Annotated in this window: 12 protein-coding genes; 6 read left to right on the top strand and 6 right to left on the bottom strand. The window is 30.9% G+C overall.

The genetic code is table 11. The annotated features are described in order from the left end of the window. Nucleotides 1–152 precede the first annotated feature (152 nt). Nucleotides 153–1,553: a glycosyltransferase gene (locus ACREVU_RS07965; protein WP_431551081.1), complete on the bottom strand. Its 1,401-nt coding sequence runs from the start codon at nucleotides 1,551–1,553 to the stop codon at nucleotides 153–155. Nucleotides 1,554–1,715: 162 nt separating this feature from the next. Here ACREVU_RS07965 and ACREVU_RS07960 point away from each other — a divergent pair, with 162 nt between their 5' ends. Further along, nucleotides 1,716–2,786, top strand: coding sequence for a tetratricopeptide repeat-containing glycosyltransferase family 2 protein (locus ACREVU_RS07960; protein WP_431551080.1), 1,071 nt, complete (start codon nucleotides 1,716–1,718; stop codon nucleotides 2,784–2,786). A 46-nt stretch (nucleotides 2,787–2,832) separates the two neighbouring features. Next, on the top strand, nucleotides 2,833–4,329 hold the full coding sequence (locus ACREVU_RS07955; RefSeq protein WP_431551079.1) for a glycosyltransferase: 1,497 nt from the start codon (nucleotides 2,833–2,835) through the stop codon (nucleotides 4,327–4,329). Nucleotides 4,330–4,409: 80 nt separating this feature from the next. On the opposite strand, the gene rfbH is transcribed toward ACREVU_RS07955, so the two are convergent. Genes rfbH through rfbF form a run of 5 tightly spaced genes read right to left on the bottom strand, consistent with a single transcriptional unit; the run spans nucleotide 4,410 to nucleotide 10,305 of the window. Further along, nucleotides 4,410–5,732, bottom strand: coding sequence for a lipopolysaccharide biosynthesis protein RfbH (rfbH, locus tag ACREVU_RS07950; RefSeq protein ID WP_431551078.1), 1,323 nt, complete (start codon nucleotides 5,730–5,732; stop codon nucleotides 4,410–4,412). Nucleotides 5,733–5,738: 6 nt separating this feature from the next. Further along, nucleotides 5,739–7,499 (bottom strand): thiamine pyrophosphate-binding protein, encoded by a 1,761-nt coding sequence (locus ACREVU_RS07945; RefSeq protein WP_431551077.1) that lies wholly within the window; start codon nucleotides 7,497–7,499, stop codon nucleotides 5,739–5,741. 11 nt (nucleotides 7,500–7,510) lie between these two features. Then, nucleotides 7,511–8,437 carry an NAD-dependent epimerase/dehydratase family protein gene (locus ACREVU_RS07940; RefSeq protein WP_431551076.1) on the bottom strand — a complete coding sequence of 309 codons (927 nt, stop codon included), beginning with the start codon at nucleotides 8,435–8,437 and terminating at the stop codon, nucleotides 7,511–7,513. Between the two features lie 30 nt (nucleotides 8,438–8,467). Beyond that, nucleotides 8,468–9,553 (bottom strand): CDP-glucose 4,6-dehydratase, encoded by a 1,086-nt coding sequence (rfbG, locus tag ACREVU_RS07935; RefSeq protein WP_431551075.1) that lies wholly within the window; start codon nucleotides 9,551–9,553, stop codon nucleotides 8,468–8,470. Next, nucleotides 9,535–10,305 carry a glucose-1-phosphate cytidylyltransferase gene (gene rfbF / locus ACREVU_RS07930; RefSeq protein WP_431551074.1) on the bottom strand — a complete coding sequence of 257 codons (771 nt, stop codon included), beginning with the start codon at nucleotides 10,303–10,305 and terminating at the stop codon, nucleotides 9,535–9,537. The genes rfbG and rfbF overlap by 19 nt, the downstream gene beginning before the upstream one ends. A 309-nt stretch (nucleotides 10,306–10,614) precedes the next feature. Between rfbF and ACREVU_RS07925 the strand changes: the two genes are divergently transcribed. From ACREVU_RS07925 to ACREVU_RS07910, 4 genes are all read left to right on the top strand, one after another. After that, a complete protein-coding gene (locus ACREVU_RS07925) occupies nucleotides 10,615–11,742 on the top strand; it encodes a tyrosine-type recombinase/integrase (protein WP_431551073.1) in 1,128 nt (375 codons plus the stop codon). Further along, complete coding sequence (locus ACREVU_RS07920) at nucleotides 11,735–13,228, top strand: tyrosine-type recombinase/integrase (protein ID WP_431551072.1); 1,494 nt, start codon at nucleotides 11,735–11,737, stop codon at nucleotides 13,226–13,228. The genes ACREVU_RS07925 and ACREVU_RS07920 overlap by 8 nt, the downstream gene beginning before the upstream one ends. Nucleotides 13,229–13,349: 121 nt before the next feature. Beyond that, nucleotides 13,350–14,591: a site-specific integrase gene (locus ACREVU_RS07915; RefSeq protein WP_431551071.1), complete on the top strand. Its 1,242-nt coding sequence runs from the start codon at nucleotides 13,350–13,352 to the stop codon at nucleotides 14,589–14,591. After that, nucleotides 14,592–14,753: a hypothetical protein gene (locus tag ACREVU_RS07910; RefSeq protein WP_431551070.1), complete on the top strand. Its 162-nt coding sequence runs from the start codon at nucleotides 14,592–14,594 to the stop codon at nucleotides 14,751–14,753. Nucleotides 14,754–14,864 lie beyond the last annotated feature (111 nt).

Below are 14,864 nucleotides of genomic sequence, written 5' to 3'. Positions count from 1 at the left end.
CCGACTTCCTTCAGATTCCGTCTCGCGATGGACACCCTTGTCTTAAGCTATGCACTTGGCACTATTAACCCGTGCTAGGGACTTTCACCCATTAGATTGCGCCCATGCCGGGCGCACAATAAAAGAGGTTGAAAGCATTGCTATCAACCTCTTCACTCTATGGCACTCTTCTGATATCTTGCCACATACTCATAAGATAAGAAATATCCTTTCATATCAACACCCACAATACTACAAATATCATTTAAGAACTTATCCTCTTCAGGTGTTAATTCAGCATAGTAATGAAATACATATGGATTAATATATCCACACTCATCGAATATTCTATATATATCTGTTAAAGTAAAAAATTTATTATTGTTTCTATTTAAAATTGAGTTTTCACTATACATAAAGCTTCCTCTTAATAATTCTTTTATAACTGAGTGATGCATTAAGTTAGGAATAGTCGCAATTATATATCCCCCAGGCTTTAAAAAATTCTTTATTTCCTTTAAGAGTGCCCAAGGATCTTTACTTAATTGAAGCCTATTTCCAAGAATTATATAATCGAAAAAATTTGTCTTGTCTTTACTAAAACTCATGCTATAATTTTCCTCAAACTCATCCGTAATTAACTCTAGCACTCTTTCACCTAGCCTTGCTATACTTTTATTTGTCTCTATACCATATATCTTAGAACTCGGATACATATATTTCAATTTAAGTAGTGTAGCCCCTAGCCCACAATCAAACTCAAGAATATTTAATTCCTTTTCTTTTGGCTCATTTATACGATCTATTATGTCAAATTTTATTGAGCTGACTACGTTAGAATTAAATCCCCACTTCTCCACAAGTTTTTGACGATTTGTTGTTAGTACATTATTAAATACATTATAATCTTTGTTAAAAGATGAACTTCCGAAATGGTGTATGAAACTATCATTGCAAAGCATCATCTTATATCCTGCTTCTATAATTCTCATGCATAAATCATCATCTTCAAAATTCCCTGGTGAAAATCTTTCATCAAATACTCCAATCTTATTAATAACTTCCCTCTTTACAAGCATACAAAATGCCACAAGCCTAGTTTTCTGCTCCCATTTTTCTGGGTTTGTTACATTATTAGCCTCAGCAAAGGGAATCAAATCTTTAATATCACTATAAGGCACACCTATAGACTGATAATTAGAACAACTATTAGTTATAGATCCAACTCCTCCAACTTTTTCATCGCTGTAAAGACATGTTTTAAGATTATCAAGCCACCTTGGGGTAACTACAGTATCGTTATTTAATAACAAAATATCATTTTCTTTTTGTGAGTGGGCAATTCCAATATTGCAACCCTTTGGGAAACCTACATTTTCATCATTTAAAATAACCACAATATCCTTTTGAAGTTTAAGCCATTCTCTTGTTCCATCAGTAGAATTATTATCTACAACAATTATTTCATAGGTATTCTCTTTAGTGTATTTTCTTATGCTATCGATACAAATGTGATTATAAATAAGATTATTGTAAGTTAAAATTATTATTGAAGTTTTTATATTTTCCTGCATTATTTTATCCCATCCTCTTACATTTATTGATAACAAATTATGCTTCAATTACATATTATGCTTGGTATCAAAAAAAGTACCTATACTATTTATTTTATAAATATGTTTACTATATTAAACCATGGCATATTATATACTGTAGATTTTTTCTAGGAGGCTTATATGATAACTATTAGTTTATGTATGATTGTAAAAAATGAAGAAGATGTTTTAGGTAGATGTCTTGAATGCGTTAAGGGTATAGTTGATGAAATAATCATAGTAGACACAGGTTCTACTGACAACACAAAAAAAATTGCACATGAATATACAGATAAAATATTTGATTTTAAGTGGATAGATGATTTTTCTGCTGCTAGAAATTATGCCTTTTCAAAAGCAACAATGGATTATAATCTTTGGCTAGATGCTGATGATGTTATCCTTGAAGACGATATAAAAAAATTCAAAGAACTTAAGCAAAGCTTAACTTTTGACGTAGACAATGTAATGATGATGTATAACGTAGGCTTTGATGGAAATGGGGCCGTGACCCTATCATATTTTAGAGAGCGTTTATCAAAGAGAATAAACAACGCACAGTGGATGGAACCCGTTCATGAATGCCTCATAATTGGAGGAAATACTATAAATACTGATATTTGCATCACACATAGAAAAGAACATGCGGCTACACCAGGTAGAAATATATCCATTTATAAAAAACTGCTTTCAGAGGGAAAACCTCTGAGTCCAAGAGGACTTTTTTACTACTCCAGAGAACTTCATCAAAATAATTTTATTAACGACGCGATAAAATATTTCAATGAATTCTTAGACACAGGAAAAGGTTGGGTAGAGGATAATATAAGTTCTTGTTTTGATCTTTCTAAGTGCTATAACATTGTAGGTGATAAAAAAAGTATGCTTAAGATATTACTTAGGAGCTTTGAATATGATACTCCAAGGGCTGAGATATGCTGTAATATAGGAACTTACTATTTTGAATCTGGTGATTATGGAAAAGCTATCGTATGGTATAAGATTGCGGCAGAACTTACTAAGCCAGTTAATGGTTGGGGATTTATATCTCATGATTTTTGGGGATATATACCTAATATACAACTCTCTGTTTGCTATGACAGATTAGGTAATAGAGATGAGTCAATTAAATATAATGATAAAGCTGCAGAATATAAACCTAACTCTTCAGCTGTGCTTGCAAATAGAGCTTATTTTGAAAGAACTAAATAATAAATTATTACACTTAATATATATCTTTAAATGGAGGTAAAACTATATGGGAGAACCAGCCATACTTAGTAATAGTCCACTAGCGAACTTATTTTATAGTTTTGGACTAAATTCTATAATTCAAGAAGATTTTAAAATAAGTAATGTTAGTTATATTAGTATCGGTACTAGCACATTTATAAAAGATAATAGTTGGTTTAATATATGTTCATATGAGAATAGTATTATGCCTAAAATCATTATAGGCGATGGCTGCCAAATAGGAAGCAGATTTACAATTTCTATTGCTAATAAAGGTATTATAGAAAAAAACGTTATAATTGCCCCGAGTGTCTATATATCAGACTGTAGTCACAATTATGAAAACATTGGTATTCCAATTATGAATCAAGGAATAACTTCAATAACAAATGAAATAGTAATTGGAGAAAACTCATGGATAGGTGTAAACGCGTCAATTGTCGGTAATGTTCATATTGGGCGTGGCTGCGTAGTTGGTGCTAATAGTTATGTTACAAAAAATATTCCAGACTACTCAGTTGTAGCTGGCAGTCCTGCCAAAGTAATTAAAATGTATGACACTATTACTGGTCAATGGATTAGAACAAGAAATGATGATGAAATTAATAAAGTATTAGAAGGCAGAAAGAATAACCCACTAATTTCAATTTGCATACCAACATTTAATCGTGCCACCCAATTAGAAAAGTGTTTGAATTCTATATATAGTCAAATTGGAAATGATAGCTTATTTGAAGTGTTTGTGTCTAATAATAATTCAACAGACAATTCAGAAGATGTAATTAATAAATTTTTTAAATTATATGATAATTTAACCTATAATAAAAATGAAATTAACACTGGTCCAGATAAAAATATTGCTTTAACTATAGAAAAATCAAAAGGAAGATATTTTATTCTCCATGGTGATGATGATTATTTTAAAGAAAATACAATATACCCACTTATGGATGTTATTAATAAGAATGTTGAATCATCTTTGTTATTTATTAATGTTCTGAGTAATAAAAATGATGTTATTAAATACAATGGAATTAATGAATTCCTACAAGCAACCTCCATAAGTTCCAGCTTTATTTCTTCCGTAATAATAAAACGAGAAACTTTTAATAAAATTGATGATCCTTTTAAATTCATTGATACCAAATTTAATCAAATATATTTACAATATATGATTCTATTAAATAATCCTACTTTCACTTTAATAAATCGTTCTATTTTCTATTATGAAGGTACTAACCCTTCTGGTTATAATTTTGGAAAAATATTCATAAAAAATTACTTGGATATTTTATATTATTTTGCAGCATATGGACTTAATGAAGAAATTATAAATCGAGATAAATTACAAATATTACAAACAACTTTGCTACCTTGGTATAAACGAATTATGAAAAATAAAATAGATATCGATATGGATAACTTTGAAGGTTATTTTATGGAATACTATAAGGATGAGCCTTATTTTGAGGATACGCTTAAAACGTTTAATGACATTAAGGATGCTGCTACAATGCTTTAAAATATGTTTCTCATATATTGCAATTATCAAAAAAAGCTTACCATGTATTTTTACAGGTAAGCTTTTTCTAATTAAATGTTTTATTTAAAAAAACTGTCTATACTGTTTATCATATAGTCTAATTTTTCTTTCGTTATACCTGGATATACTCCTAGAAAAAATGTTCTATATAGAACACCATCTGTATATTTTAAATCACCTGATATCCTATAATTTATATCCTTGTACCCTGGTTGTTTTAAAATATTTCCAGCAAATAGCATTCTTGTTTCTATAAGTTTTGTTTCAAGATAAGTAACAAAATTCTTCTTTGAAAATCCAGCAGTCTCTCTTATTGTGATTGGTATTGCAAACCAAGATGGTTCTGCTTTAGATAGCGTTCTAGGCAAAACAAAGACATCTTCATGTTTTTTAAAACATTCATATAACCTTGTAAAATTATTTTTCCTTGCCTTTGAAAACTCTGGAAGTTTTTTTAGTTGCTGGGTTCCCATTGCACATTGCATATCTAATGGTTTTAAATTATATCCTATATTGCTAAAAACATATTTGTGATCATATCCATCTGGCAAACCCACGAATTTAAAATCAAATCTATGGTTACAGGCACCATTACCACTTGCCTCGCCCGTTTGACAAAAACATGCTTTTCCCCAATCTCTTATAGAAAGCGCAGCTCTATACAGCTCTTCAGAATTTGTGCATAAAGCCCCGCCCTCACCCATGGTAATATGATGAGCTGCATAGAAACTAAAGGTTGAGAAATCTCCAAAGGTTCCACAAGGCTTTCCATCATAAATTGAATCTAGTGCATCACAAGTATCCTCCACTACATATAAGTTATGCCTTCTTGCTATATCCATTATCTTATCCATCTCAGCTGGGTTACCTAAAGTATGAGCAAAAACTATAGCTCTTGTTTTACCAGTTATTGCGCTTTCTATTTTTGAAGCATCAATATTATATGTGTCTTCTTCAATATCAACAAATACAGGAATTAACCCGTTTTGAATTATTGGATTTAATGTTGTTGGGAAAGCCATTGCAGTAGTTATTACTTCATCTCCAGGTTTCATTGGATTTTTTATTGTTTTGCAGCAAAGCACAGAAATCGCAATCAAATTAGCCGATGAGCCTGAATTTGTTACTAAACAATTCTTTATTCCAAGATATCTAGAAAAGTTATCGCAAAATTCTTTGCCTTTAGCCCCTAGTGTTAGCCAAAAATCTAATGCTGAATCTACAACCGCTACCATTTCCTTCTCATCAAATACACGACCTGCATAATTTACTTTTGTTTGTCCCGGTATGAAATTTTTACTTTCTTCTCGAAGCTTATATAATTCTTTTACACTTTCTAAAATTTCATTTCTTATTGTATTTTCATCTTTAATATTTGCCACCCCCTATTAAGACTTATACATATCAATTATCATGTTTTCTTCAAGTTCCACTCTATCTAAAAGGGGTTCTTGGTCTTCTATTGGCCTTCCCATTCCCAATTTGGGAGTTGCATAAGTTATATTTTTAAGTTCCACCTCAATAACATAGCTTTTATCATCATTTAACTTTTCTTTTAATTCACTCACCTGACTTTCATCACTTACCTTAAATGATTCTATACCATAAGCCTCACTAATCTTCATAAAATCAGGAACAGAATATCCATCTATAGTTCCATAATAATTTGATTCAAAATACATTTCTTGAAAATGTCTAATCATTCCTAAAGCTTTATTGTTCATAATAATAATTTTTATAGGTATTTTTTCCCGGACTATAGTTTGTAGCTCTTGAATATTCATTTGAATACCACCATCCCCTGTAATTGCAACTATTTTAGAATTAGCTCTAGCATAAAAGGCTCCTATAGCTGATGGCAGTCCAAATCCCATTGCCCCCATTCCACCTGCGTTTAATAGTCTTTGATTTTTTTTCAGTTTCAGTGACTGAGATGCCCATATTTGGTTTTGACCTATATCTAAACATACTATAGAATTTGGATGTAGCATTTCACTTATTTTATACATGAAATCATTAGGGTCTATTTCATTTACATTCTTTTGAGTTTGAGATGATGGGTACATTTTTTTATAACTCTCTATTTTGTATATCCAAGTACTAAAATCAAATTTATAAGGACAATTTTCTAAATTTTGATTTAAAATATCAATAAATATATCTAAATCACACTCTATACTTAAATCTTCTTTAACCTTAATATTAAGCTCATTTCTATCTATATCTACATGAACTATTTTCGCATCTCTTGCAAAACTATCAGTTATAGAACTTGTCTGCCTTGTTGTTAGTCTTGAACCTAGAACAATTAGTAAATCACAATTAGCTACTGCTAAGTTTGAATACCTAGTTCCATAGGCTCCCATATAACCAACATAACATTTGTGCTCATTATTTACGCTGTCTATTCCCATTAGAGTGCTTACTACAGGAATACTTGTAAGTTCTATAAGTTTTTCCAATTTTTTCTCCGCCTTTGCAAGCCTAATGCCTCCACCCGCTAGTATCATGGGCCTTTTACTCTTTTTTATTAACTCTATTACTCTCATTACATCTTCTTTATTAACATGAGGCGCTATTTTTGTTTTCCATTCCTCAGATTCATAAAAACCTAATAGGTCACCTGGATTAATCTCTGCCCTTTGCACGTTCATAGGCAAATCTAATAAAACAGGTCCTGATCTCCCTGATTTTGCTATATAAAAGGCCTTTTCTAAATAAAACTTAATTTTTTTTGGGTCTGTAATCATAACTGCATACTTGGTTATAGGTTTTATTATGCTTACTATATCCATTTCTTGAAATCCTTCTTGCCTAATTTCCATTGACCTCTTATATTCATAGGTATTCACCTGGCCAGTTATATACAAACAAGGAATAGAGTCAAAATATGCACTTCCTATTCCTGTTATTAGATTTGTGGCTCCTGGTCCACTAGTAGCTGTACATACTCCTATATTTCCGCTAACTCTTGCATAACCCTCAGCTGCAAAGGCTGAAGCCTGCTCGTGATAATTTGATATAAATTTAATTCCCTCTGCTTTATATATGGAATCCACAAAATGTGTTATAGCCCCACCTTGATAACCAAAAACTGTTGTAACTCCATTACTGCATAAAAACTCTGCAACATAATCTGTTAATTTCATAAAACTATCACCTACCTATAGAACTTTAAATTATCTTTAAACCAATTTATTGTATTATTTAATCCATCCCTTATTTCCACATTAGGTTTCCAATTTAGTTTTTCATAGGCACTCTTATTATCACTTACCCACATAAGGGGCTCATATTGCCTATTAAAATTTTCTTCCCAATAAATTTTCACATCTTTTGCAATTAAATTCTCTATAGTACGTGCAATCTCTTCAATTGTATATTGTGTTCCACTTCCTACATTAAATATTTCTCCCTGGGAGTTAACTAGCTTGCTTGCAGCTAAATAAGCTTCAACTACATCATCTATAAATATAAAGTCTCTCACAGAATCTTTTTTTGATAGTTTGATATCTTTTCCAAGAAGGCAAGCGGTAATAACTGTAGGTATTAATCTTGTTTTAGCATCATAATATCCATAAGGAGAAAATAGTCTAAGGGTTACTAGAGGTATTTTATTGATTTTCGCATATGTGCTGCACAAAATAGTCCCCGCTACCTTACTGGCCCCATACATATTATTAGGTGTAACTTTCATCTCCTCGCACATAGGTTCTACCTTTTCTCCATATTCAGAGGAGCTACTAGTATTTACAAACATTTCAATACCTTTTCTAGAAAATTCCTTGAATAAATTAAAGGTTCCAATAACATTTGTATTCATCATATCTTCTAGATTGATTTGATAATGGTACCCCCCATAAGTTGCTAAATGGTATACCTTATCTATACTTATAGTGCTAGCTAATTTAGCTATTTTTTCACTATGGAGTAAATCTATATTATGAATTTCTATATCCTTTAATATGTCATTAAGTCTCCATAAATTAGTGGTATTCCTTGTTATAATATGAACCTTATAGTTTTCTTTAAGTAGCCGCCTTGCTAAGCAAGCGCCTACAAAACCACTAGCACCTGTAATCAGCACTCTTTTTTCTATGTCAAATCACCTCTATAACTATTTTTCGCAATAGCACTTTATTTGATTTATGCATAAATCATACATATCCTTCTCATTAAAATATTTATACCAATCTACTGTAAGCTTTAAAGCTTCATTTACATTTAATTTTGGTAACCAGCCTAAATAGGTTTTTGCCTTGGTGCAATCCAATTTTAATATATTTGCCTCGTGAGGTGCATTCTCAAGCGATATATCCACACCTTTCCCATATCCCCATTCCAAAATTATTGTATCTACAATGCTTCCTACGGAGATTATAGAATCTATGTTTGGTCCAAAATTCCAACCGCTACAATAACTCACACCATCTTCATACATCTTTGAAGCAAGCAGTAAGTATCCACTTAGAGGTTCAAGCACATGCTGCCAAGGTCTAACTGCCTTTGAATTTCTAATTTCTATATCTTTATTTCCTTTTAAAGCCCTTATGCAATCGGGAATTATTCTATCCTTAGACCAATCTCCACCGCCAATAACATTTCCTGCACGAGCTGTTGCTATAGCTTTACCGTGGAGACTATAGTCTTTAGGATTAATAAAGGAATTTCTATAGGAATCTATAAGAATTTCAGCGCAACCCTTGCTAGAACTATAAGGATCATATCCACCCATTGGGTCATCTTCTCTATATCCCCATATCTGCTCTATATTTTTATAACATTTATCTGTAGTTATCATAATAGAAACCTTAACGGCTGCTGAACTTTTAATACATTCCAGCACATTTAAGGTTCCCATTACATTTGTCTCATAGGTTTGTTTAGGATTCTCATAAGATTTTTTTACTAGTGCCTGCGCCGCTAAATGAAACACAATCGCTGGCTTGTATTTGTTAAAAACTCTTAGAAGTTTTTTATAGTCTCTAATATCTCCTCTAATATCTATAACTCTATCCTTTAATCCACATACAACAAAATTATCATCCTGTGTATAAGGATCAAGTCCATATCCTATAACTTTAGCTCCCAACTTTTCAAGCCAGATTGAAAGCCATGAGCCTTTAAATCCTGTATGTCCAGTAATTAATACTGTTTTATCCTTGAAAAAATTATTGAACAAATCTACTCTACTGGACTCCATAAATGCTCTCCTTTATCCCATAACTTATTTACACTCTCAACGTCTTTTATAGTATCTATAGAAGTCCAAAAACCCTTATGCTCATAAACCGCAAGCTGTTTATCTTTTGCAAGATTTCTTATAGGTTCTTGTTCAAAAAAACAATCTTCATTCCCTAAATAATTAAACACCTCTTTATTTAATACCATAAAACCCCCGTTAACCATGTCTTTTAAAATGGGCTTTTCTTTAAAGGCCGTAATAATTCCATCTTCAACCTCCATAACCCCAAAAGGCGATACAGGATTTACTCCTGTAAGTGTTCCAATCCTACCTTTTTTCCTATGGAATTCTAAAAGTTCTAAAAGATTTACGTTGCTTAATCCGTCTCCATAAGTAAACATAAATTCCTCATCATCTATATATTTTTCTACTTGTTTTAACCTTCCACCCGTCATAGTTTCAATGCCTGTGTCAACAATAGTAACATTCCAATTTTCCTCTTCTTGTGTATGATATTCTAATTTCCTATCACCATTGAAATGTAGTGTAAAATCATTATTTCTCCAGTACATATCCATGAAATACTGTTTTATCATTTCTCCCTTGTATCCAACACATAAAATAAAATCATTAAATCCATAGCTTGAATATATTTTCATTATATGCCACAGGATGGGCTTACCTCCAATATCAACTAACGGCTTAGGCCGGTATTCTGTCTCTTCGCGCATACGTGTTCCTTTTCCACCACAAAGTATTACTACTTTCATTAAATTTCACCACCATAATTAATTGTGTAAAGTTTTTATATCCATTCTATAATTTATGTATACTGCAAATATAAAGTGCATAATATTTATATCTATTGTAATATATTGATTTCTCTATAGTAATATACTAATAGTGATAAACTTTTTCAGGAATATAGTGTAGCTAATTAGATAGTAGTTATAGTATTCTATGATGCACTTTTATATTAATATAAACGATAAGTATTAAATATACAGTTTGAAATATTATAGTAGTTATAGTAAACTGCATGTTTAACCTAATCGAATTATAGGAGTGTATATAAAAGTATGGAAGTAGTAAAAGTAAAAACAGAAGATGGTAAGGAAAGATACTTTGTTGCAGATGATAATGGATTACCTATAGAACCTATATTAAAATTTATTAGGTTTAAGGATAATACTGACTTTGCAAGAAATACTTTAAGAATGTATTGTCAACACTTGAAGTTATATTTTGAATATCTACAACAAAGAGATTTAGATTTTCAAGAAGTAACTATTGATGATTTAGCTTTATTTGTGAACTGGTTACAGAATCCTTATAAGAGTTTAAAGGTAATTCCAACCAAACAAGTGGATGAAGCAAGATGTGCAAGAACAATAAACATAATAGTAAATGCAGTTTTAGCTTTCTATGATTATATCTTGAGGAATGAAGAATATAGCAATAATGTATCGGATAGGCTTAAAAAGTTTATATCTACTCCAAGTAGGAATTTTAAAGGTTTCTTATACGGAATAGCTTACGAACAAAAGAAAATCAAAAGTAATATATTAAAGCTAAAAGTTACTAAGTCTAAACCTAAAACTTTATCTAAAGAGCAAATAGGAACGCTCGTTAGAGCTTGTAATAACCTTAGAGATAGGTTTCTATTAATAATACTATATGAAACTGGAATGAGAATAGGCGAAGCCTTATCGTTATGGATTGAAGATTTTGATATAAGCGACATAATTATAGATCTAAAAGATAGAGGCGAACTTGAAAATAATGCTGAAATTAAAACAGTATCAAGTCCACGAAGGATTGATATATCTCAAAATCTTGCTGATATGTTTATGGAGTATATAGCTGAATATCATACTGAAGAAGTTGAAACTAACCATATATTCATAAAAATAAGTGGTGAAAACAAATATAAAGCTATGGATTATGTCGATGTTGATAATTTATTTAGAGCATTAAAAAAGAAAACAGGAATATATGTGACTCCACATATGTTTAGGCATAGTTCATTAACGGTACTTAGAATGGCTGGATGGCAACCTGAACTACTTAGAATAAGAGCGGGACATAAGAATATCTATACTACTATGAATACCTATATTCACCCTTCTGACGAGGAAATAAGGGCAGAGTTTAATAAAACTCAACCGAATTTGGACTTAGACATTTATAAGGAAGGGGATGAATAAAGTTAATAATTTACAACAGATAAGAAGTAATAAACAAAGTAAGTATGATGAAATTATTGATTATCTTAAACAAGATAATGGATATTGGCTAGAAAATGATAAATGGGATACAAATAGCGAAATATTCTTTAATAAAGAAATTAAATCTGGCAAAGGGAAATTAAACATAATTGATTTTTCTAATATAAAAAATGAAAGAATGAAAAATGAATTAAAGTACTATTTTTTATATTCATTTAAAAACAAATACTTGAGTAATTCACAATTCTATTTTAAAGCAATAATATTGAAAAAATTTACAATCTTTTCATCAACAATAGTTAATTTAAATAATTTAGATAAGTACAAAATTAAAAATAAATGGAAACTATTTTTAATTAACAATGGAATTACAGCATTAGATAATAATAACAACTATCTTAACTTTACAAATATACTTATAGATTTCATCAAAGAATTCTATGATGATAGAGAAGAAACTGAAAAAGATATATGGTATTCAAATAATATTAGAGGTGCTAGAATACCTGCAAGTGGAGTCCATGGTGCAAATGGTCATATCAATTTTACAAATATACCAGCTTATTATAAGGATACTGTAAAGAGGTATTTTAAAACTATAATTACTAAAAAAAGTTGGAATCATTGTCATCAAATAATATGCCATTTAAATTATTTCTTTACCAGTTTTTATTATAATGGTTATAAAGATGGATTTATAGAACATCTAGCAAGACAAGATATAGAAAACTATTTATATTGGTTGAATAATGATTACAAAGAGAAAAATCCAACGTATAGATGTAAATTTGTATCTTATGTAAGAACGTTTTTAGAATATATTCAAATAGCTCAATATAATAAGGCTCCTAAAAAGGAAATATCATTCTTAATATTCCAAGATGATATTCCTAAAAGAGAAAGAGTTCAAGACGAAATGAGAAAAGTCAAGTTTGTGCCAGAGCCTATATTAAAGCAATTAGATAATAACATTATGGATTTAGATAGACCACAGTACATACCTATTTATATTCTTCTTAGAGAAACAGGATGGCGTGGTACTGATATATTGAACCTTAGATATCATAATTGTTTAGAGCAAATTTGGAACAACAAAGAACAAAGTCACAACTATTATCTTTGCGGTGAAATAACTAAAACGGGTATAGCACAACTTAAAATTCCCGTTAGGGACAAGGTTGCCGAAATGATTCAAAAATCTATTAATAAAGCTAAAGAATTAAGTACAGAAGAAAATAATCCTAAGAAGTATTTATTCGACACTTATGAAGGCAAATTAAAAGGAAGACCATTAAATAAAGCATCTTTATTGCTTGCAATTAAAAGACTTATTGAACAAAAATATATTAGAGATGTTAATGGTGAGTTATATCATTTTAGACTTCACTCATTGAGGCATTATGGTGAGTGTTTTAAAATGGTGAGAGAATTGATTTCTTTGTGTATCTGGGTAATTATTATCTAAATCACTCACCATAATAATTGTATTCTTCTTATAATGGATAAGATATTAGTTATAAGGTTCGTAGGTATTGTGACTGATTTATTATCAATGCTTACAACTACATTATAGGAGGATGATTACAATGAATAAAACCACAAACATTCACCAGGCAATTGAATATATTCTTGCTTCACTAGAGAGGCAAGGACTGGCACCTGGAACACTAAAAAATTACAAAAATTCATTTAACGTGTTCGAAAAGTATCTAATTGAGCATGCCATATCTCAAATTGATGAAAAAGTATGTTTGGAGTACATTTACTTAAAAACAAACATGAGATTACGCAGTTTTAATGGAGATAAACTCAGCTCTAAAATCAACCGACGGATAAAGCCTTTACACCTATTACTTATTTATCTTGATACAGGTGAATTCTGTTATCAACCTAGAAAGACAAAACAGCAATTCCTGTGTCCCGAAGGATTCCTTGATGAATATGAGATGTTTATGGAGGAATGTAAATGCAGAAGATACGCAAATGCAACATTTAATTCAAATATACAGAAGGTACAGTTTTTTCTGAAATATCTTGATTCAGTTCACATTAATTCATCAGATGAAATAACACTTAATGATATCTGTAAATTTTTAGCATTGTATGATAACGACGCAGTCAAATATATTGGTACCATTCTTTATGTGTTGAGAAATTATCTATCTTTTATTTATCAAAACGGTTTTACTTGCTGTGATTTTTCTCTTCTACTACCGAAGGTTCGGATCATGAGAAATTCGTATATTCCATATGCATGGGAAAAGGGAGATATTCTAAAACTCCTTAATTCCATCGACCGTGAGGACCCAAAGGGTAAGCGAGATTATGCTCTAATACTTATGATAGTGAGACTTGGATTAAGAGTAAGCGATATTAGGAGTATGAAACTCTCGTCTCTAAACTGGAACCGTAAAACTATCTCACTTAACATGATGAAAACAAAGCAGCCAATTGAATTGCCGTTGCTAGATGATATAGGTTGGGCTGTTATTGACTATTTAAAAAATGGCCGTCCTGTAACATCCTGTGATAATCTGTTCATTAGGCATCGGGCTCCTTATAATGCTTTTGGTGAAACTGAGAACTTCCATAGGTCACTACACCGTTATATGGTCAAAGCGGAGCTACTGATTCCAATGAATGAACACCATGGGATGCACTCGTTAAGAAGTACCCTGGCAAAAAATATGCTTGAAGCAAAAGCCCCATTAGCGGTTATTTCCGAAACCTTAGGACACCAAAACATTAATACGACAAGTATCTATCTTAAAATTGACATAGCTGGATTACGTAAATGCGCACTTGATCCAGAGGAGGTATTTCAATAAATGAAGAAAACTTATGATTGGATAAGTGACCTTGGGGATATTATTGAGCAATATATTAAAGAAAAGAAACTAACAGGTTTTAAATTCGAAACACAGTCTAGATATTTACGTCATTTTGATTCATTTTATTATTACAATGGTTACAATGTATTTGTCAAGTGAAAAGTCCCCCATATTCTAATCCAAAACTCCTCCACTAAAAATTGTAAAAAAAATAATATTTCCTAAAACTTTTACTTATCCACAATCATTTTTTTATGCCTAGCTGTGGAT

It is taken from the genome of Clostridium sp. (genome assembly GCF_050717535.1).
Taxonomy (GTDB): Bacteria; Bacillota; Clostridia; order Clostridiales; family Clostridiaceae; genus Clostridium_AD.
This window is presented reverse-complemented; position numbering and strand designations above follow the sequence as displayed.

Excerpts from the sequence above, each read along its gene's own strand:
- ACREVU_RS07965 (WP_431551081.1), bottom strand. The coding sequence starts at position 1,553 with ATGCAGGAAAATATAAAAACTTCAATAATAATTTTAACTTACAATAAT.
- ACREVU_RS07960 (WP_431551080.1), top strand. The coding sequence starts at position 1,716 with ATGATAACTATTAGTTTATGTATGATTGTAAAAAATGAAGAAGATGTT.
- ACREVU_RS07955 (WP_431551079.1), top strand. The coding sequence starts at position 2,833 with ATGGGAGAACCAGCCATACTTAGTAATAGTCCACTAGCGAACTTATTT.
- ACREVU_RS07945 (WP_431551077.1), bottom strand. The coding sequence starts at position 7,499 with ATGAAATTAACAGATTATGTTGCAGAGTTTTTATGCAGTAATGGAGTT.
- rfbG (WP_431551075.1), bottom strand. The coding sequence starts at position 9,553 with ATGGAGTCCAGTAGAGTAGATTTGTTCAATAATTTTTTCAAGGATAAA.
- rfbF (WP_431551074.1), bottom strand. The coding sequence starts at position 10,305 with ATGAAAGTAGTAATACTTTGTGGTGGAAAAGGAACACGTATGCGCGAA.
- ACREVU_RS07925 (WP_431551073.1), top strand. The coding sequence starts at position 10,615 with ATGGAAGTAGTAAAAGTAAAAACAGAAGATGGTAAGGAAAGATACTTT.
- ACREVU_RS07920 (WP_431551072.1), top strand. The coding sequence starts at position 11,735 with ATGAATAAAGTTAATAATTTACAACAGATAAGAAGTAATAAACAAAGT.
- ACREVU_RS07915 (WP_431551071.1), top strand. The coding sequence starts at position 13,350 with ATGAATAAAACCACAAACATTCACCAGGCAATTGAATATATTCTTGCT.
- ACREVU_RS07910 (WP_431551070.1), top strand. The coding sequence starts at position 14,592 with ATGAAGAAAACTTATGATTGGATAAGTGACCTTGGGGATATTATTGAG.